The sequence below is a fragment of the Streptomyces thermoviolaceus genome (genome assembly GCF_045209695.1).
GTDB classification, from domain to species: Bacteria; Actinomycetota; Actinomycetes; order Streptomycetales; family Streptomycetaceae; genus Streptomyces; species Streptomyces thermoviolaceus.
In genome coordinates this window covers 2,986,340-3,004,629 of sequence record NZ_CP109280.1, presented here as the reverse complement: position 1 = coordinate 3,004,629, position 18,290 = coordinate 2,986,340, and the positions used below count along the sequence as shown (strand labels likewise).

Annotated in this window: 20 protein-coding genes; 15 read left to right on the top strand and 5 right to left on the bottom strand. The window is 70.8% G+C overall.

Annotation, left to right across the window (positions count from 1 at the left end):
- The first annotated feature begins 99 nt into the window (after positions 1 to 99).
- On the top strand, positions 100 to 750 hold the full coding sequence (locus OG899_RS13125) for a GntR family transcriptional regulator (protein ID WP_125499308.1): 651 nt from the start codon (positions 100 to 102) through the stop codon (positions 748 to 750).
- Positions 747 to 2,063 carry a nitrate/nitrite transporter gene (locus OG899_RS13120; protein ID WP_125499307.1) on the top strand — a complete coding sequence of 439 codons (1,317 nt, stop codon included), beginning with the start codon at positions 747 to 749 and terminating at the stop codon, positions 2,061 to 2,063. Before OG899_RS13125 ends, OG899_RS13120 begins: the two co-directional genes overlap by 4 nt.
- A gap of 53 nt (positions 2,064 to 2,116) precedes the next feature.
- Here OG899_RS13120 and OG899_RS13115 read toward each other — a convergent pair whose 3' ends face one another.
- On the bottom strand, positions 2,117 to 2,941 hold the full coding sequence (locus OG899_RS13115) for a maleylpyruvate isomerase family mycothiol-dependent enzyme (RefSeq protein ID WP_125499306.1): 825 nt from the start codon (positions 2,939 to 2,941) through the stop codon (positions 2,117 to 2,119).
- Positions 2,942 to 3,159: 218 nt separating this feature from the next.
- Here OG899_RS13115 and OG899_RS13110 point away from each other — a divergent pair, with 218 nt between their 5' ends.
- The gene (locus OG899_RS13110; RefSeq protein ID WP_125499305.1) at positions 3,160 to 3,951 is read left to right on the top strand and encodes a carbon-nitrogen family hydrolase; all 792 of its coding nucleotides are present in this window, start codon (positions 3,160 to 3,162) and stop codon (positions 3,949 to 3,951) included.
- A 97-nt stretch (positions 3,952 to 4,048) separates the two neighbouring features.
- Here OG899_RS13110 and OG899_RS13105 read toward each other — a convergent pair whose 3' ends face one another.
- Together OG899_RS13105 and OG899_RS13100 are read right to left on the bottom strand one after the other, a co-directional pair.
- Positions 4,049 to 4,543 carry an LURP-one-related/scramblase family protein gene (locus tag OG899_RS13105; RefSeq protein WP_125499894.1) on the bottom strand — a complete coding sequence of 165 codons (495 nt, stop codon included), beginning with the start codon at positions 4,541 to 4,543 and terminating at the stop codon, positions 4,049 to 4,051.
- A gap of 184 nt (positions 4,544 to 4,727) precedes the next feature.
- Entirely contained in the window at positions 4,728 to 4,964 is a 237-nt protein-coding gene (locus OG899_RS13100; RefSeq protein ID WP_125499893.1) for a GntR family transcriptional regulator, read from the bottom strand.
- Positions 4,965 to 5,116: 152 nt separating this feature from the next.
- On the opposite strand from OG899_RS13100, the gene OG899_RS13095 reads away from it, so the two are divergent.
- The 6 genes from OG899_RS13095 to OG899_RS13070 all read left to right on the top strand — a co-directional run bounded on the left by OG899_RS13095 (position 5,117) and on the right by OG899_RS13070 (position 10,988).
- Positions 5,117 to 5,347: a hypothetical protein gene (locus OG899_RS13095; RefSeq protein ID WP_125499892.1), complete on the top strand. Its 231-nt coding sequence runs from the start codon at positions 5,117 to 5,119 to the stop codon at positions 5,345 to 5,347.
- A 226-nt stretch (positions 5,348 to 5,573) separates the two neighbouring features.
- On the top strand, positions 5,574 to 7,160 hold the full coding sequence (locus OG899_RS13090) for a recombinase family protein (protein ID WP_125499891.1): 1,587 nt from the start codon (positions 5,574 to 5,576) through the stop codon (positions 7,158 to 7,160).
- Between the two features lie 591 nt (positions 7,161 to 7,751).
- Positions 7,752 to 8,066 carry a hypothetical protein gene (locus OG899_RS13085; RefSeq protein ID WP_189427925.1) on the top strand — a complete coding sequence of 105 codons (315 nt, stop codon included), beginning with the start codon at positions 7,752 to 7,754 and terminating at the stop codon, positions 8,064 to 8,066.
- A gap of 1,208 nt (positions 8,067 to 9,274) precedes the next feature.
- Complete coding sequence (locus OG899_RS13080; protein WP_125499889.1) at positions 9,275 to 9,739, top strand: hypothetical protein; 465 nt, start codon at positions 9,275 to 9,277, stop codon at positions 9,737 to 9,739.
- Between the two features lie 146 nt (positions 9,740 to 9,885).
- Positions 9,886 to 10,734: a phage major capsid protein gene (locus OG899_RS13075; RefSeq protein WP_189427924.1), complete on the top strand. Its 849-nt coding sequence runs from the start codon at positions 9,886 to 9,888 to the stop codon at positions 10,732 to 10,734.
- A gap of 68 nt (positions 10,735 to 10,802) precedes the next feature.
- Positions 10,803 to 10,988, top strand: coding sequence for a DUF2116 family Zn-ribbon domain-containing protein (locus tag OG899_RS13070; protein ID WP_125499887.1), 186 nt, complete (start codon positions 10,803 to 10,805; stop codon positions 10,986 to 10,988).
- A 68-nt stretch (positions 10,989 to 11,056) separates the two neighbouring features.
- Here OG899_RS13070 and OG899_RS13065 read toward each other — a convergent pair whose 3' ends face one another.
- Positions 11,057 to 12,304, bottom strand: a complete 1,248-nt coding sequence (locus OG899_RS13065) for a helix-turn-helix domain-containing protein (protein WP_189427923.1) — start codon at positions 12,302 to 12,304, stop codon at positions 11,057 to 11,059.
- Between the two features lie 239 nt (positions 12,305 to 12,543).
- On the opposite strand from OG899_RS13065, the gene OG899_RS13060 reads away from it, so the two are divergent.
- From OG899_RS13060 to OG899_RS13035, 6 genes are all read left to right on the top strand, one after another.
- Positions 12,544 to 12,720 (top strand): hypothetical protein, encoded by a 177-nt coding sequence (locus OG899_RS13060; protein ID WP_229814000.1) that lies wholly within the window; start codon positions 12,544 to 12,546, stop codon positions 12,718 to 12,720.
- Positions 12,717 to 13,055 carry a hypothetical protein gene (locus OG899_RS13055; protein WP_125499885.1) on the top strand — a complete coding sequence of 113 codons (339 nt, stop codon included), beginning with the start codon at positions 12,717 to 12,719 and terminating at the stop codon, positions 13,053 to 13,055. The genes OG899_RS13060 and OG899_RS13055 overlap by 4 nt, the downstream gene beginning before the upstream one ends.
- Positions 13,052 to 13,285 (top strand): hypothetical protein, encoded by a 234-nt coding sequence (locus OG899_RS13050; RefSeq protein ID WP_229813998.1) that lies wholly within the window; start codon positions 13,052 to 13,054, stop codon positions 13,283 to 13,285. Before OG899_RS13055 ends, OG899_RS13050 begins: the two co-directional genes overlap by 4 nt.
- Positions 13,286 to 13,522: 237 nt before the next feature.
- Entirely contained in the window at positions 13,523 to 14,422 is a 900-nt protein-coding gene (locus tag OG899_RS13045; RefSeq protein ID WP_229813996.1) for a radical SAM/SPASM domain-containing protein, read from the top strand.
- A gap of 26 nt (positions 14,423 to 14,448) precedes the next feature.
- Positions 14,449 to 14,796 carry a hypothetical protein gene (locus OG899_RS13040; protein ID WP_125499884.1) on the top strand — a complete coding sequence of 116 codons (348 nt, stop codon included), beginning with the start codon at positions 14,449 to 14,451 and terminating at the stop codon, positions 14,794 to 14,796.
- 157 nt (positions 14,797 to 14,953) lie between these two features.
- Positions 14,954 to 16,759: an NHL domain-containing thioredoxin family protein gene (locus OG899_RS13035; RefSeq protein WP_125499883.1), complete on the top strand. Its 1,806-nt coding sequence runs from the start codon at positions 14,954 to 14,956 to the stop codon at positions 16,757 to 16,759.
- A gap of 159 nt (positions 16,760 to 16,918) precedes the next feature.
- Here OG899_RS13035 and OG899_RS13030 read toward each other — a convergent pair whose 3' ends face one another.
- Entirely contained in the window at positions 16,919 to 18,223 is a 1,305-nt protein-coding gene (locus OG899_RS13030; protein ID WP_125499882.1) for a M18 family aminopeptidase, read from the bottom strand.
- Positions 18,224 to 18,290: the final 67 nt, after the last annotated feature.

Genomic DNA, 18,290 nt, shown 5'->3' with positions numbered 1-18,290 from the left:
GGGCGAGGCGTGGGTGGTCCGCGTCGCCGGTGCGCGGCGCGGCGGTCCGCATGATGGACGCACCCTGTCATGCGTACGTGTTGTATCTATCCTGTCGGCATGACTGTGGCCGTGAAGCAGCCGCCTGCCGCGGACCGTGTGTACACGTTCGTCAAACAGGCCCTCCTGGAACGCCGTTACGAGGGCGGCACCCTGCTGACCGAAGGGGAACTGGCCGAGGCCGTCGGTGTCTCCCGCACCCCTGTGCGCGAGGCGCTGCTGCGGCTGGAGGTCGAAGGGCTGATCAAGCTCTACCCGAAGAAGGGAGCGCTCGTCCTGCCGGTCTCCGCGCAGGAGATCGCCGATGTCGTCGAGACCCGGCAGCTGGTCGAGGAGCACGCGGCCCGCAAGGCCGTGCCCGCCCCGCCGGGTCTCATCCAGCGGCTGGAGGAGCTGCTGGAGCAGCAGAAACAGCAGGCAGCCGACGGCGACTTCGCGGCGGCCGCCGTCACCGACCGCTGCTTCCACGCCGAGATCGTCCGCAGTGGAGGCAACGAGATCCTCTCCCGCCTCTACGACCAGCTGCGCGACCGGCAGCTGCGCATGGGGGTGGCCGTCATGCACGCCCACCCGGACCGCATCGCCAAGACCCTCACCGAGCACGAGCAGATCCTGAACGCGCTGCGCACCGGGGACGCGGAGGCCGCCGTCGGCCTCGTCCACCGGCACGTCAGCTGGTTCTCGAACCTGGCCCGAGGGGAGGTGCGGTGACCACGGCTTCCCGCTCCGCGGCGTCCGTCCAGCGGCCCGGTGACCCGCCCGGCGGCCCCAGGGCCGTCCTCGTGTGGGGCATCGGAGTCGCCGTCTACTTCGTCGCGGTCATCTTCCGCACCTCGCTGGGCGTGGCCGGCCTGGACGCGGTCGACCGCTTCCACGTGGGCGCCTCGGCGCTGTCCACCTTCTCGATCCTGCAGCTGCTCGTCTACGCGGGCATGCAGATACCCGTCGGCCTGCTCGTCGACCGGCTCGGCACCAAGAAGGTGCTGGCCCTGGGCACCGTGCTGTTCACGGCCGGTCAGCTCGGCTTCGCCTTCTCCCCGTCGTACGGCACCGCGCTCGTCTCCCGTGCCCTGCTCGGCTGCGGGGACGCCATGACGTTCATCAGCGTGCTGCGGCTGGGCACCCGGTGGTTCCCGGCGCGGCGCGGACCGCTGGTCGGCCAGCTCGCCGGACTCGTCGGCATGGCGGGCAACCTGGTCTCCACGCTGGTGCTGGCCCGGCTGCTGCACTCGGTGGGCTGGACGGCGGCCTTCGCGGGCAGCGCGCTGGCCGGTGCGGTGGTCCTCGTCCTGCTGCTGCTCTTCCTCAAGGACCACCCCGAAGGACACGAGCCCGCCCCGCAGCCGCACCAGGGAGCCGCGTACGTGCGCCGGCAGATCGCCGCCTCCTGGCGGGAGCCCGGCACCCGGCTGGGCATGTGGGTGCACTTCACCAGCCAGTTCCCGGCGATGGTGTTCCTGCTGCTGTGGGGGATGCCGTTCCTGGTCGAGGCCCAGGGGCTGTCCCGGGGCACCGCGGGCAACCTGCTCACGCTGGTCGTGCTCTCCAACATGGCCGTCGGACTCGTCTACGGGCAGATCGTCGCCCGGCACCACGCGGCCCGGCTGCCGCTCGCCCTGGGCACCGTCACCGCGACCGCGGCCCTGTGGGCGGTGACGCTGGCCTGGCCCGGCGAGCGGGCCCCGATGTGGCTGCTGGTGGTGCTCTGCCTGGTGCTCGGCGCCTGCGGCCCGGCCTCGATGATCGGCTTCGACTTCGCCCGCCCGGCGAACCCGCCGGAACGTCAGGGAACCGCCTCCGGCATCACCAACATGGGCGGTTTCATCGCCTCGATGATGACGCTGCTCGCGATCGGGGTGCTGCTGGACGTGACCGGCGACGACTACACGGTCGCCTTCTGCGCGGTGTTCGTGGTCCAGGCGCTCGGCCTCAGCCAGATCCTGCGGCTGCGCGGTCGGGCGGCCCGCAGGGAACGGGAACGGCAGATCGCGAGCCGGGTGGAGACCCTCCACGTGCCGGCCTAGCCGTCGCCGGCGTGCGGCCGGAGGGCACGCCGGCGGTCACTCGAGTCCGGCGGCTACTGCGTCACCGTGAAGTTCCGCAGGATCCGCTCCGCCAGCTGCGTGTCGCCCTCGGTCTTCACCCGGTCCGCCACCGCCTGGTAGCTCACCCGCCCGCAGGCCAGCCGGACATAGGTCTCCCAGTCGAGGCTCAGCGAGGCGGCCGGCCCCAGGGCGGGCGCGGTCTCCAGCGTGGCCCGGCCCTTGATGTCGATGCGCACCGTACGCAGGAACTCGACCGGACCGCTCACGTCGAACACGATCGCCGAACTGCGCGGCGCGTCCACCCGCTCGGCGATCACGCCCGGCAGCGCGTCCAGCAGATAGTCACGGGTCACGAGGGCGCCCGGCGAGTCGAGGTTGCCGGGCTCGCCGAGCGCGGTGCGCAGGTCCTGCTCGTGCACCCAGATGTCGAACGCCCGGTAGCGCATGGCCTCTTCGAGGGTGATCTCCACACCCAGCGGGCCGCGCACCTTCGTCCCCGGGTCCCGGTTCTCGTTCCGCAGCTGACGGTTGCGGCGGATGATCGTGTACTCCAGCTCCGACGTCATCTCCGGAGCCGTGTGATGGCGGCGGACGTCGACCTGCAGCTCCATGTAGCGCTGGTGGTCGCTGGTGACGTGGAACAGGTCCCGCGGCAGCGCGTGGATCGGCCGCGGATCACCCATTGCCTCGCAGTCCAGGCCGATGACGTGCGAGACGATGTCACGCACCGACCATCCGGGGCACGGGGTGCGCCGGTTCCACTCGCCCTCCACGAGCGGCTGCACCAGGTCGGATATCGCTTCTACGGAGTGGGCCCAGGCATCGGCGTACGGCTGGAGGGTGGGATGCAGACTCACGGAACGGGACCCCTCGGCGGTCGGTACACGGCTAGGTTGTGACGGCATTGCCAGCGGGTGGTGGCTGCTCGGCGGACAACTCGCGGGTCCCCCAGGCTCTCGCTCCGCTACGAGCATGGGGATCCCCAAGTTACGCTGCTGGGAGGCACCCCGGCAGTGCTTTCGTGTGACGATCGTAGGCCCGTGGGGGCCAACTCGACGGCCAGGACGGTGGTATTGTGCGCGCCTCACTCATCCAGATCGCCGTGGACGAGGACGAACCGGTCGAAGCCCGGCGGCAGCGGGCGGCCGCCCTGGTACGCGAGCAGTCCGGCTCCGACCTCGTCGTGCTCCCCGAGCTGTGGACCACCGGAGCCTTCGCCTTCGAGCGCTTTGCCGAACACGCCGAGCCGCTGAAGGGCCCGACCTACGAGACGATGGCGGACGCGGCGCGCACCGCGGGCGTGTGGCTGCACGCCGGCTCCCTCCCCGAACGGGACGAGCAGGGCACCCTCTACAACACCTCCCTGGTCTTCTCCCCCTCCGGCGACCTGGCCGCCGCCTACCGCAAGATCCACCGCTTCGGCTTCGACAAGGGCGAGGCCGTGCTGATGGGGGCGGGCGACACCCCGGTCACCGTCGCCCTGCCGGACACCACCGTGGGCCTGGCGACCTGCTACGACCTGCGCTTCCCCGAACTGTTCCGCGCCCTGGTCGACGCGGGCGCCGAGACGTTCGTCGTCCCGGCCGGCTGGCCCGAGCGGCGGCGGGCGCACTGGACGCTGCTGGCCCGCGCCCGGGCGGTGGAGAACCAGACCTTCGTGCTCGCCTGCGGCACGGCCGGCACCCACGCCGGGGTCCCCCAGGCCGGCCACTCGATCGTGGTCGACCCCTGGGGCGAGGTGGTCGCCGAAGCCGCGGCCGACGAGGAGATCCTCACCGTCGACATCGACCCGGGCCGGGTGGCCGTCACCCGCGAGCAGTTCCCGGTCCTCAAGGACCGGGTGCCGAGCCTGCACCGCCCGGCCTGACCCCTGCCCCCGGCCGCGAGGGCGCGCCGGCCGGACCCCGCCCGGGCCGCTCGACAGGCACCGCACTCCGCGGCCGGGCCGAGCCGAACGACAGGCCCTAGCCCTCCTCCCGCTCCTTCTCCGCCAGGTGGATCACGCACACCGCGACGGCGATGAGCAGCGCCGGGTCGGCGTCGTCGCGGACGATGTCCACGCCGTAGGTGTCCACGACGCTCAGCCACCGCCGGGAGATCACCGCCAGCAGCTCCCCGTCGTACTCGACGGCGAACTCCCGGTCGAGGATCTTGCCGCTGACGTCCAGCTCGGTGCCGTCCGCCAGGCTCACCCGGTAGTGGTTGCGCAGCAGCGACAGCCGTTTGCGGCGGATCTTCGCCAGGGTCTGCCCGTCCCGCTCGATCACCATGGTGTCCCGCAGCGCGAACATCTTCTGGTGGATGTCGATCAGGACCCGGCCCTGGGCGTCCTTCAGCTCGAAGGTGTCGCGCAGCCGCATCGCCTTGCCGTCGACGAGGAAGACCTTGCGGCCGTGCTCGTCCTCGATCCAGTAGTCGTCGCCGATGCCGAGGATGCGGTCGCGTACCAGGAATCTCATGCCCTCACCGCTTCCCCGGCCCGCCACGGGGCACGCCGCCGGTAGGCCGAGGGGCTGAGCGGGCGGCCGCCTGGCGAGCCGGTCAGTTCCCACAACGGGCCCGGGTGCGTGGCGAGGGCCCGTCGGTCACTTGACCGGGCGCGGCCGGGCCTTCTGCAGGCCCCCTGTATCCGGGGGCCTTTTGTCATTCAGGCTGCTTCACGAACGAGCCACGCCCCGGAACCGTGTAGATCAGCCCGCGTTCACGGAGCACGGCGAACGCACGCTGGACCGTCGATGCCCCGGCTGAATACTCCCGGCGCAGCTCCAGCTCGGACGGCACGCGGCCGGTGAGCTTCCCGCTGGTGATGTCTTCCGCGAGGTGATCGGCGATCTGCTGGTAGGGGTGTCGAGGGTCGTTGGGATCAATGGTGCGGACCATAAAGACATAGTGCGCCCGATCGCAAATCTGTGCGGTCTAGTGCGCCATGGTGTGGGGTGGTGCGCACTGGAGTACTCTCGGAAACAAGGTGCCCCGGCAGCCGATGCGAGCGGCCCCGGGGCCTAGCCGTCCGCTGAGAAGGAGCGAACGACATGCGAGAGCGTACTGCTGTCCGATACGAGGGCGGAGCCATCTATGTGACCGATCCGGACCCGGTGGAGGAGATCCGGATCACCTATGCGCGCAAGCTCCTCGCGGCGACATCGCCGCTGTTGGGCTCGGGCCAGGACGCGATGGGCCGGCGTGAGCTGTGGTACACGGCTCTCGAACTCGCCCGATGCTGCCGTGACCTGTTGATCATCATCGATGATGCGCGCGGCTGATCCGTGCGCGGGTGCCCCGGCCCCCTTCGGGTCGGGGCGTTTTTCGTACTTCCGCACCGATCGGGGATGCTGGACAACATGAGCAACGCACCCGTCGCGCCCGCGTCCGCGCCCCCGAGCTGATCGGCAAGGGAGGCTGGCTGAACACGGGCGGCCGGCACTACACCCTGGCCGACCTGCGTGGCCGCATCGTCGTCCTCGATTTTTGCGGCCTCATGATGGAGGCATGAACTCGACGCCAACCACCGCCCCCGCAGGGGCGTGCGCCATCTACGTGCGCCGATCGCACGTCGACCGCGCCGGATCAGATCGCAACGGCCGGTCACTCGCGGAACAGGAAGCCGAATGCCGGGCGTTGGCCGATCGACTCGGCCTTGAGGTCGTCGCCGTGTACTCCGAGAAGGAGGGCACGGGTGCATCCCGCCGGTCCCGCAAGCCGCGTCCGGCGTGGACGGCGGCTCTGGCCGACCTGGACGACGGGTCGAAGTTCCAGACACTGATCGTGTGGGCCCTGGACCGGGCCGACCGGCGCGGCGCCGTCGAGATCGGCCGACTGCTGGACGCGCACGCCGACGGTTCCCGCCGCGTCGTCGGTGTCGACGGAACGGACACGTCTGACACCCGCCGCCGTCTGGAGATGATCATCCGGGCAGAGGTGGCACGCGAGGAAGCGGAACACATCGCCGAACGCGTCACCCGTGCTAAGCGGTTCGCCCGCTCGGACGGGCGTTGGCTCGGCGGGCCTCCGCCGTACGGTACCCGTGTGGTGGAGGGCCGTATCGAACCCGACCCGGAGACCGGTCCCATCGCGCGGAAGTACATCGCGGACAAGCTGCTCGCCGGTGAGACGCTGTGGGCCGTCGTGAAGGGCCTCAACGCCGACGACATCCCAGCCCCGCGCGGTGGCAAGTGGGCTGTCGGCACCGTAGCGGCCCTGGTCCGTGCCCCCGGTTGGGCAGGGTTGCAGTCCGTCCGCGAACGCACGGCGTCCGGGAACTGGCGACACATCGCTGAGGTGTACTACGAGGACGGCGTTCCGGTCACCATCGGGCAGGGCATCGTCACGCCGAACGAACGATCACTGATTCTCGCAAAGCTGGCTTCACGCAGCATCGAGACAACATTCCGCCGCGCTGACGGCGCCGTCGCTCACCGGGGCAAGCGCGGTGTGACGTCGTTGCTCGGCGACCTGCTGCGGTGCGCGACCTGCGGCGGCCGTACGGCCGTGTCCGGGAACCCAAACCACAAGTCCTACCGGTGCGGCAATTCCGCTCGCGGCAAGGGCTGCCCCGGGTTCACCGCGCCGGTCAAAGGCGCCAACGACGCTGTAGCGTTCGCGTTCCTGAGCAAGCTGGCAGCTCTGGACCCTGGGGACGAACTGCTTGAAGCCGTGGCCGATGCATGGGTCGCCAGGGTCAATCCGGAGACTGTGTCGGCACGTGCGGCGGCGTTGGCCGATCTGGAGGCGGCCCGTGCCGACATCGCCCGCGTCCGGCGCTTGGTCGCAGCCGGGACGTTCGATGAGGAGGACGCCGCCGACGTCATGCCCCGGATGCGCGCCGCTGTGAAAGCGGCCGAGGAGCGGCTGGCCGCTATCCCGGAGCCTACGGCCGACGTGTCTCCGCTGCTGGACATGGTCCAGTCGGTCGAAGCGTGGGACATGCTGGAACTGGGGGAGCAGCGGGAGCTACTCGCCTTGGCTATCAAGGAGGTCCGCGTCTCTCCGGCGAAGGGCCGTGGGTACCGCTTCGACCCGGCGTCTCGTCTGACGATCGTATGGGCCGACGGAACGACGGCGGCTCCGGTCGGTTAACGGCCCAGCACACCTTGGCAACGCCCCGTCGCCCTGTTCGGGCTGCGGGGCGTTTGCATGCCTTCATCACGCGGGATCGCCGTTCTACGGATGCCGCGAACAGCGGGTCGGTCCCGGCGTCGACGATCGCCGCCCTCAGCCGGCCGTCGGGGACTGGTGACGCTGACGTGTGGCTGGCCGCCTGACGGCCGTACGGGCACCCCTCCGGGCAGGACGCCCGGGGCGGGTGCCCTTGTGCGTTGTTGCGGCCATTGCTGGGCGCGGGATGGACGCGGGCGTGGGAAGGGCCGGTGACGGTTCCTGACGTAGAAACGTCACTCCCGCATAGAGCTAGTAGCAAGCACCACCACCACTACTAGCAGCAATAGCGGAGTGACGGTTCTTCGTCAGAACCGTCACCGCTGCGTGCTGCCTCCCGCAGCCCTTTGCAGCGCCCGCACTGTGGCCCCTGCCCTGGCCCACTGCCCCGTCGCCCCGCGCATCCCCGCTTGCTGGCCCCTGGCTGGCCGACCCGGTCCCCTCCGGGCGGATGGCCGGGGCCTTTTGTCATATCGCCCCAGTCGTCCAGCAGCCGCCCGCAGGAGGGCCATCGTGCCGACCCTTGCCCCCGACCTTGCTGCCCGCGTCGCCGCGCGCATCGCCTACCGCAAGCGCCGCGCCGCACTCCCCGGCCCGGGGACGCCGGCCGGTGGGCCGACCTCCCGCGTGTGCCTGGGGTGCCGGGCCGAGCTGCCGCTGGAACAGTTCAAGCGCAACGCCAGCAAGCCGCATGGCTACGACTACTACCGCTGCAAGGCGTGCCACCGGCGGGCGATGGCGGACACGCGGCGCCAGGACCCGGACGCGCACCGGCAGCGCTCACGTGAAGCCATGCGCCGCCACCGGGCGCACGAGAGGCGCGGGTGACGGTTCTGACGTAGAAACGTCACTCTCGTATAGAGCTACTAGGAAGAAGAAGCACTACTAGAGCAATAGCGAAGTGACGGTTCTTCGTCAGGAACCGTCACCCGAGGCGGCGCCCCGTCGCCGCGCCCGCATCTCTCGTTGGCGAGTCGCGGGAATCACTCCCCTGGGATGCCCGAACTGTCGCGCTCAGGTCGCACAGTCCGAACCCCGTGGCCCACTTCTCTAGTGCGGGAACCGTTGCGCTTGCGTCGCGTTCCCTACGTCTGGTGTTGCTCACAGGGACATGCGCCAGGTGTGCATGGGGAAGAGGGAACGCCGTCGGCCTGCGTCGAGCGCTGACCCGGATGGTGCCGGGTGAGCTCCGCAGGTCGGCGGCGTCCGTCGTACCACCGTCGATGTCACGCCCCGTCTCACCCTCCCGGGGTGCACGGGACCGCGATGGATCGCCCCCTGCTCGCCCGCTGGGCCGGTGCCGCGCACGCCCCGGCAGCCTTGCCCGACGATGACGCAGCAACCCGCCCCTCGGCCCCTGCCGACGACGGCTCGCCCTACCGGCCGCGCGTCGTCGGCGTCTGACAGCTTCCGTCTTCCGTGAGACGGGTCACCCGTCCTGCCCGCACAGGACCGGCCGTACGCGCCGCGTGCGGTCGCTACCCACTGCACGTCGCCCACCAGCCACCACCACAGGCAGGGCCGACCGGCTGGAGCGCGGCGAACGGGTAGGCGCCCAAGCCAGGGCGCACCATGTCGCACACCGCCGAGCACATCGGCACGGGCGCCTGGTCAGCGCTCGTCGGTCATCGCGACAACCTTTCAGGGAAGGTCAGCAGCTCGCCCTCGCCTCCTCACGGCCGCCCCCCCCCGGGGCGGGAGGGCGGGGCGGGCAGCTTCCGTCCTCATCGGCTTCCGGCGCCGCCCCACCGTAGCTCGCAGGGTTGGCGTGCGGGGTGCTGGCCTGCTTCGACGTCGCCCGCCATGCCTCGACCGCTTGGCCCGGCCAGCACCGAACTCGTCCCGGCGCAGGCGCGTGTAAACGCCGCACCCGCCGTCCCAACCCGTGCGCCGACGATCACCGCCCCAGGGGAGCACCCCCTGCCGCCTCCCCCAGGGGGGTCGGGGAGGGGCTGGTGCTCGATCCGTGCCCGGGTTCCAAACCTCTTGAAGATCTGCACCCACTCACGCCCCCAGCACGCCCGCAGGAACACCCCATGACCGAACACACCGACCCGATAGAGAACGCCCCGCAACACGCCGCCAGCGGCCCCGAGCCCACCGACGACACGACGGCCGCCGACACCATCCCCGGCGCCGACGACACCGCCGCGAAGAAGGCCCGCCGCGAGGCCGCCAACCTCCGCCAGCGCCTGAAGGACGCCGAAGCCCGCATCGAAGCCATGTCCGCGCAGCTTGCCGCCTACGACAGGGCGGAGGCGATGCGCGTACTCGACGAGGTCGGGTTCGCCAACCCCGAGGACGCCTTCCTCGTCGGCCTGAACCTCGACGAGCTGCGCACCGACGACGGCGCACTCGACACCGACGCGATCCGCGCCACGGCGCAGCAGATCCTCACCGAGCGCCCGCACTGGAAGCAGCCGGAACCGCTCGACCTCGCCCAGGGCTACCGCAAGCCCATCGGCGAACCGCGCCCCGGCTGGGGCGCCCTCTTCAACTGACGCCCCACCGCACCACGGCCCGGCTCATGCCCTCGGCGGCATGCGCTGGGCCTTCCCGTTCCCGGCCCTGGTGGCCGCCCTTCGTACTCGCCCCGGCGGCGAGGACGCGCCCCTGATCCACGCACGTCACGAAGGGCCGCTCCTCAATGCCCCTCTCTCGCTCCACCCTCTCGGCCGGCTGGCTCCCCACCGAGGAGTTCGGCCAGCTCCTCATCGCCGACGTCGTCCAGCAGTCCGTAGCCACCAACGTCGGAAAGCCGATCCAGACCAACGCCCAGACGATGTACTTCCCGCGCCTGACCTCCGAGGCCCCGGCCGACTTCGTTGCAGAAGGCGCCGACCTGCCGCTCGGCGACCCCGGTCTGGACGATGTCGCCGTGACCCCCGCGAAGGTCGCCGGACTGACCATCGTCACCGCCGAAGCCGTCGAGGACGCCTCTCCGGACGTCTCCAAGGTCGTCGGTGACTCGCTCGTCCGCGCGATCTCCACCAAGATCGATCAGGCGTTCGTCGGCAACCTTCCGGCCCCGGCCCCGAAGGGCATCGCCAGCCTGACCAACGTCACCGACGTCACCGGCTCCACCCCGGACAACCTCGCCGACCTGGACGTCATCGCCGACGCCATCGCCGCCGTCCAAGACCAGGGCGGTGAACCGACGCACATCCTGGTCAGCCCCGGCGTCGCCAAGCACCTCGCGAAGCTCAAGACCGGCTCCGGCTCGAACCAGCCGCTGCTCGGCACCGACGCCACGAAGGCCACCGTGCGCACCGCGTACGGCCTGCCGCTGGTCACCGTCCGCGCGCTGACCGACTCAGCGTTGTACGTGGTCGACGGCTCCCGCATCGCGGTCGTTCTGCGACGGACGGCCACCGTCGACATCTCCAAGGACCGCTTCTTCGAGTCCGACCGCGTCGCCGTCCGCGCCCGCGGCCGCGTCGGCTTCGGCTTCCTCCACCCGGAGACCATCGCCAAGGTCGGCGTCGCGCTCGCCTGACGAAACGATCCCCCGCCCGCTCCGCCTACCGGGGCGGGCGGCCTGCCACCGTGAAGGACCCGTCAACCATGATCGCCGACACCTGCCCCGGCACCGCGTGCGTCGTGTGCTCCACTCCGTTCGGCACCCGGTCCCGCGCCCACCGGCTGACCTGTTCCGGACGCTGCCGCAGCCAGCTGCATCGCATCCGGCGCCGCAAGGCGGCCTGGAACGCCGCATGGCTCGCCGCCCGCCGGGACGTCATCGGCGTCTGATCGCTTCGGCCCTCGTGCTCTGGTCCACGTGACCACGGCGCGGGGGCCTTTTTGCGTTTCAGCGGCCGTCAGTCGTACGTCCGCAGGGCGGCCACGATTTGCCGCGCTTCCTTCGCGCCGCGCCGCATCAGGACAGCGGCCACCGTGTGCAGCTCGTTCCACGAATGAGGGCGACCGATGTCAGCCGCGTCGGGCACGATCGCCAACGCCACAGAGGCGGCTTGCGACGCCTCGCCCGCTTCGGCCAACGCGTGTGCCAGGCATGCCCGGTACCACGTCTTGTCCCGCCGGTAGTCGTCCGGCAGCGCAGCCAGCCCGATCGTGAGGTGGTCGATGGCCGCTTTCCAGTCGCGCAGATGCAGGGCGGCCATGCCTCGTTGCAAGGTGAACCACGTCTCGCCGTAGAAGTACATCCACGGCGGCTCGTCCTCCGGGTGCTGTGCCGCACGGCCGATGAGGTCCTGCGCTTCGTCCAACAGCCGGTCGGCATCGTCGGCTTCGCCGTTGAGTGCGTGTCCCCGGGCGGCCATCTGAGCGGCCATGCCTTGGACTCCGAGGGACGTTCCCGGGGCTGACCAGCGGGCGGCCTCCGCCAGACGCACGCACCGGTCTCCACGACCGCCCGACCACGCCATGTGCGCTTTCATGCTGAGCGTCGTAGCCGCCATGTTGGCGTCACCAGCCTCCAACGCCCACTCATGGCTGCGGTCGTACCAGGCAAGCGCGGCTGCCGTCTGCCCCTGGTCTTGGGCCATCCATGCCAGGAACTGCGCGTGCTCGGATGCCAGGCGAACGACCCGCTCCGCCAACGGACCCCGCGCGCTGCCGTAAAGGTCCACCACCGTCCGGAGTTGCTGCCGCATCAAGCCAACCAGCGGCCGTGAACCGATCTCGTCCTCGGCCCGGCGGTGCTCTGCCAGCACCCGGTCAAGCCAGTTGAGCGTGGCAGCGTCCACTCGGTGCTCACCGTCGACCACGCTCGTCACGCGAGCCAACAGGTCATCGTCAGGCCCGGGTCCGGGCACAGCGAGCGCAGGCACCGGAGAGTCGACGCGAGGCTGGTCCGCCGCCAGCAGGTGCGCTGGGACCCGGAGCCCGTCCACGATGCGCTGCCTCACCTCGACAGAGGTGACCTGGCGTCTACCGCGCTCGATGTTGGACACCTCGGGCTGGACGAGGCCGACTCGTTCCCCGAGCTTGGTCTGGCTCAATCCAGTGAGCTGTCGGTACGTGCGGAAGACGGCAGCCCAGTCCTCGGCGGCGACCGCCGCCACCAGTTGCGGATGCGACCACAAGTCCGCGCGGGTTCCCCCCATACATCAAATATAGGGCGCACCTATAGGGCCATGGCATGGCCTTGAGCAGGGATGGGCGCGAGGGTCTTCGCGAAAGGACCCCCGCGACCGTGGCGACGGCCCGGGGGCGTGGTCACCAACCTGGCTTGGAGGTTGACGACATGCTCCAAATTACAGCGCGGCTGCTTCGTACGCTGCTGCGGTTACTGCTTCCTTCGGTGGGCCGCCATCGGGCATCGGAAGCGCACGTGTCCCCCGTCGTGTCCCCGACTTCCCGCTCCCCCTATGTGTCTGTGCTGGACGGCGAGGCCATCGGCCTGGTCCGGCCGTACCTCGTTGCTCACGAACGGAAGGTCGAGCACGAGCGTCGGCAGCGCCGCCGCGCCGGGCTGGTACTGGCGCCGCAGGGATTCGACATGTCGGAGGTGGTCGCATGAGCCGCCCCCGCCTGCTGCCGTGGTCCGAGGAGGGCAAGCCGGCCTACCTCCACACCAGCGATCCGAACAGCGTCCTCTCCCGGCTCGCCGACCAGATGGAAGAAGCCCAGCTCAGCGTCGGCGACGACGTCCTTAAGGGTGCCCAACAGGTGCTGAACGACCGGGAAGCCAGCGCATCGGAGCTGCGCTTCGCGGCGACACGGCTGAGCGAGTGTCTGTTCGACGCGTTGCGCGTCGCCAGGTCGCGCGGTGCCCGCCTGGAAGACCACGAGAGCAGCGAGGACGACGAGGAATCCGAGGACACCGGCACCACGGACGAGGAGAGCGACCAGTGATCCGGTCGGTGATGCGCTTCGTGAGCCACACAATCCGGCACGTGCCGGAAGGCGGCGTCATCTACGAAGCCTTCTGTGCGACAAAGCCCGGCGAGTGCAACGAGACGTCCGGCCCGAAGGACGCTCAGGACACCGTCCAGGACTGGTGTCTGCGCCACACCGGCCGCACTGGGCACGACCTGTTCCGGCGCGTGGTGACGGACCACGCCCGCGTGACCCGGAACGAATGACCCGGGCGCGCTGAGGGACGGCGCAAGCCGGGCTCAGCGCATCGGACGGCGACGCTCCCGACCGGACAAGCCCGGAGAGGCAGACGTGCCACTCCCGCCCCGGTCCGCCCCTTCACTGGGGTGCCGCTGCCCGTTCAGCGGTGAGGGCGTCGCTACCGGCCCCGCTCGTGCCCTGCCCCCGTGGGACATGGGCGGGGCCTCTCAGGCGATCTCCCAACACCCGTAAGGAGACACGGGATGGCCCTTGCCGAAAACCCGCTCAAGTTCGCGTGGTTAGAAGTCACCGGCTTGTGCAACGAGCACTGCGACCACTGCTACGCGGACTCCTCCCCCAAGGGGGCGCACGGCACGATGACCGTGCGGGACTGGCTCCGCGTCATCTCCGAACTCGCCGACATGGGCACGCTCGACGTTCAGTTCATCGGCGGCGAGCCGACCCTCTACCCCTACCTGCCCGCGCTGATCAGGCACGCCCGGACGGCCGGCCTGGGGGTCGAGGTCTTCTCGAACATGACCCACATCCGGGCCGAGCTGTGGGACGTCTTCCGCGAGTGCGGGGTGAAGCTCGCGACGTCGTACTACTCCGACAGCGCGGAGGACCACGACGCCGTGACCAAGCTGCGCGGCTCCCACAAACGGACGCGGGAGAACATCCAGAAGGCGCTGGCCCTGGGTATTCCGCTGCGGGGCGGGGTCGTCGCGGTTCGGCCGGAGCAGCGCGTTCACGAAGCGGCGCAAGACCTTCTGGCCCTCGGCGTGGAACAGGTCGGCGGGGACCGCACGCGGGCATTCGGTCGGGGCAGCCGGGGAGCGACGCCGACCATCGCCGATCTGTGCGGGCACTGTGCGCACGAGAAGTGCGCCATCGGCCCGACCGGCGATGTGTGGCCGTGCGTCCTGGGCCGCTTCCTGAAGATCGGGAACGTGCAGCATTCCCCGGTGGCCGAGATCTGGGGCGGACTGCGCATGGGAGAAGTGCTCGCCGACATCCGCGCGGTTCTCGGCGACGGCGCGCAGTCCTGCACGCCTCCGCAATTCCTGCCGATGTGCGGGCCGTGCTCGCCGTGCGTTCCCTCGGTCGGGCACTGCGACCCCAGGGAGGCGGACGGCGCCGCTACGATCGCCGCAACGGCTTGACCCGTTGAGATCACCAGGGAGCACACATGGACGATCACGGGGACGACTTCGGCCCGTGGGGCTGGGAGAACACGGCGACGGCCGTTCAGCGGACCGAGGAGGAGTGGGCGACGATCGCCCGCTACATCCGGCACGCGGCGAACAAGCTCGGTCCGCAGCTCCCGCTGTGTCTTCCCGGGGAACCGCAGGAGTGCGGTCGCCCCGCTCAGCAGCACGTGCTGGCCTGGTCCGCGCACCTCAAGGCCGTGGCTCATCACCTGATCGAGCAGTCCACCCCGAGTGAGGCCAGGGGCGCTCACGCTGTCGGACCGCTGTACCAGCGGCGGCTGGCCGAGCTGCGCGCCCAGTCCGACCCGGTGCACGCTCCGCACTGACCGGCGGCCTGTTCTTCAAACGTCCCGTCCGCCTGCCGTAGCTGCGTGGCAGGTGGGCGGGCTGCGTTCACGGATTCACAAAGTCGTCCTGAATGGCTGGTCTGGGGCCTTGCGGACCCTCGACATTCGGTCACCCTGGATCAGGCAGGATGGACGCATGGCGAAGCGTGTGCGTGTCCGTGCCCCGGAACTGGTCGGCAAGGGCGGTTGGATCAACACGGGCGGCAAGAATCTGACCTTGGCCGATTTCCGAGGTCGTGTCTTGATCGTTGATTTCTGGACATTTTGTTGTATCAACTGCCTGCACGTCCTGGACGAGCTGAGGGAACTCGAGGCCAAGCACCGGGACACGCTCGTGATCATCGGCGTCCACTCGCCGAAGTTCGTCCACGAGGCGGAGCACCAGGCGGTCGTCGACGCCGTGGAGCGGTACGGCGTGGAGCACCCGGTGCTCGACGACCCCGAGCTGGCCACCTGGAAGCAGTACGCGGTGCGGGCCTGGCCGACCCTCGTCGTCATCGACCCCGAGGGCTACATCGTGGCCCAGCACGCCGGTGAGGGCCACGCGCACGCCATCGAGAAGCTGGTCGAGGAGCTGGAGGCCGAGCACGAGGCCAAGGGCACCCTGCGCCGCGGCGACGGCCCGTACGTGCCGCCGGAGCCGGAGCCGACCACGCTGCGCTTCCCCGGCAAGGCGCTGCGGCTGCCCTCGGGCACCTTCCTGGTGAGCGACACCACCCGGCACCAGCTGGTGGAGCTGGCGCAGGACGGCGAGAGCGTGGTGCGCCGGATCGGTTCCGGCGAGCGCGGCCTGCGCGACGGGGACGCGGGAAGCGCCGCGTTCAACGAGCCGCAGGGCATGGCCCTGCTCGACGACGGTGCGGTGGTCGTCGCCGACACCGTCAACCACGCGCTGCGCCGCCTGGACCCGGCGACGGGCGAGGTCACCACGCTGGCGGGCACCGGCCGGCAGTGGATGCAGGGTGAGCCTTCCTCGGGTCCGGCGCGCGAGGTGAGCCTGTCCTCGCCGTGGGACGTGGCGTTCTGGCGGGGCAAGGTGTGGATCGCCATGGCGGGCGTGCACCAGCTGTGGACGTACGACCCGGCCGAGGGCCGGGTGACCGTCGCGGCCGGCACCACCAACGAGGGTCTGGTGGACGGCCCGGGTGAGCAGGCCTGGTTCGCCCAGCCGTCCGGGCTGGCGGCCACCGAGGACCGGCTGTGGCTGGCGGACTCCGAGACCAGTGCGCTGCGCTGGGTGGACTCCGAGGGACGGATCCACACCGCGGTCGGCACCGGTCTGTTCGACTTCGGGCACCGTGACGGTGCGGCCGGCCAGGCGCTGTTCCAGCACCCGCTGGGGGTCACCGCGCTGCCCGACGGTTCGGTGGCCGTGGCCGACACCTACAACCACGCGCTGCGCCGTTACGACCCGGCCACCGACGAGGTGACCACGCTGGCCACGGATCTGCGTGAGCCGAGCGACGCGGTGCTGGACGGTGACGAGATCGTGGTCGTGGAGTCCGCGCGGCACCGGCTGACCCGGCTGCGTCTGCCGGAGGAGGCGGTGCGGGTGGAGGCGGTCGCCCACCGCACCCAGCGTGCCGCCACCGAGGTGGCCCCGGGCACGCTCCGGCTGGATGTGATCTTCCAGGCGCCAGCGGGTCAGAAGCTGGACACGCGGTTCGGGCCGTCCACCCGGCTGCTGGTCTCCGCCACCCCGCCCGAGCTGCTGCTCGGCGGCGAGGGCGCGGGCACCGATCTGGCCCGTGACCTGGAGCTGAACCCGGAGGTCGGCGAGGGGGTGCTGCATGTGTCCGCGATGGCCGCGAGCTGCGACGACGACCCGGCCAACGAGTACCCGGCCTGCCATGTCCACCAGCAGGACTGGGGTGTCCCGGTCCGCCTGACCGAGGGTGCCGCGGACCGGCTGCCGCTGGTGCTGGCCGGTATGGACGCCTGAGGCGCCCGGCCGCCGTCCGCGCGGACGAGGTGACCGCGTGGACGATGCGGCCGCCGAGGCTCGTCGGCGTCACTTCCCTGTCCGGCCCGGTTCCTCCGGGCCGGACAGCCGGGTCTCCTGCGCCTCGACCCTCGTGCGAGGCGGGAAGGTCAGGGGGCGTCAGCCCTCCAGGAACGCCGCCAGGGCGTTCGCCAGCAGGAACGGGTCGTCGGCGGCGCACAGTTCGCGGGCGCTGTGCATGGACAGGATGGCCACGCCGATGTCGACGGTCTTGATGCCGTGGCGGGCCGCGGTGATCGGGCCGATGGTGGTGCCGCACGGCATGGAGTTGTTCGAGACGAACGATTGGAAGGGCACGCCCGCCTTCTCGCAGGCCGCGGCGAACACCGCGCGGCCCGAACCGTCCGTGGCGTAACGGTTGTTCACGTTCACCTTCAGGATCGGTCCGCTGCCGGCGCGCGGGTGGTGCGTCGGGTCGTGCCGTTCGGCGTAGTTGGGGTGGACGGCGTGGCCGGTGTCGGAGGACAGGCAGACGGTGCCGGCGAAGGCGCGGGCCCGGTCTTCGAGGGTGCCGCCGCGGGCGTGGACGGAGCGTTCCAGCACCGTGCCGAGCAGGGGGCCGTCGGCGCCGGTGTCGGACTGGGAGCCGGTCTCCTCGTGGTCGAAGGCGGCCAGGACGGGGATGTACGGCAGGGTGCCGGCCTGCTCGCCGGAGGCCACGGCGGCCAGGGCTGCCGTGCCGGCGTGCACGGACAGCAGGTTGTCCATGCGCGGTCCGGCGACCAGTTCGCGGTCGCGGCCCAGGTAGGCGGGGGGCTCGACGGAGTGGGTCATCAGGTCCCAGCCGGCCACCGAGCCGGTGGGAAGGCCGGCCTCCTGCTCCAGGAAGGCGATGAGGTCGCCGTCGCGGACGTCGTCGCCCAGGCCCCACAGGGGTTGCAGGTGCCGCTGCTTGTCGAGCTTGAGGCCGTCGGTGGACACGGTGCGGTCCAGGTGGATGGCCAGCTGGGGGATGCGCAGCAGCGGGCGGTCGACGTTCACCAGGCGGGTGGAGCCGTCCCGCAGGGTGAGGCGGCCGGCCAGGCCCAGGTCGCGGTCGAGCCAGGAGTTCATCAGCGGGCCGCCGTAGATCTCGACGGCGATCTGGCGCCAGCCGTGCGCGCCGCTGTCGGGACGGGGCTTGACGCGCAGGTTGGGCGAGTCGGTGTGGGCGCCGATGATCCGGAAGGGCGTGTGCGGTGCGGCGTTCTCGGGGACGTACCAGGCGATGATCGCCCCGCCGCGCAGCACGTACCGGCCTCCGCTGCCGCCCTCCCAGGCGTCGGTCTCGGCGACCTCGCGGAAGCCGGCCTGCCGCAGCCGTTCGGCGGCGTTCGCCACGGCGTGGTACGGCGACGGGCTCGCCGCCAGGAAGGACATCAGATCGTCGGTGTGGCCGCGGTCGAAGGGCCGGCGTGTGCTCATGGACTCACCTTAACGACGCGGCAGGGGTCCGCTCCCGGCTCGGGAGGGACCCCTGCGCACGGACGGG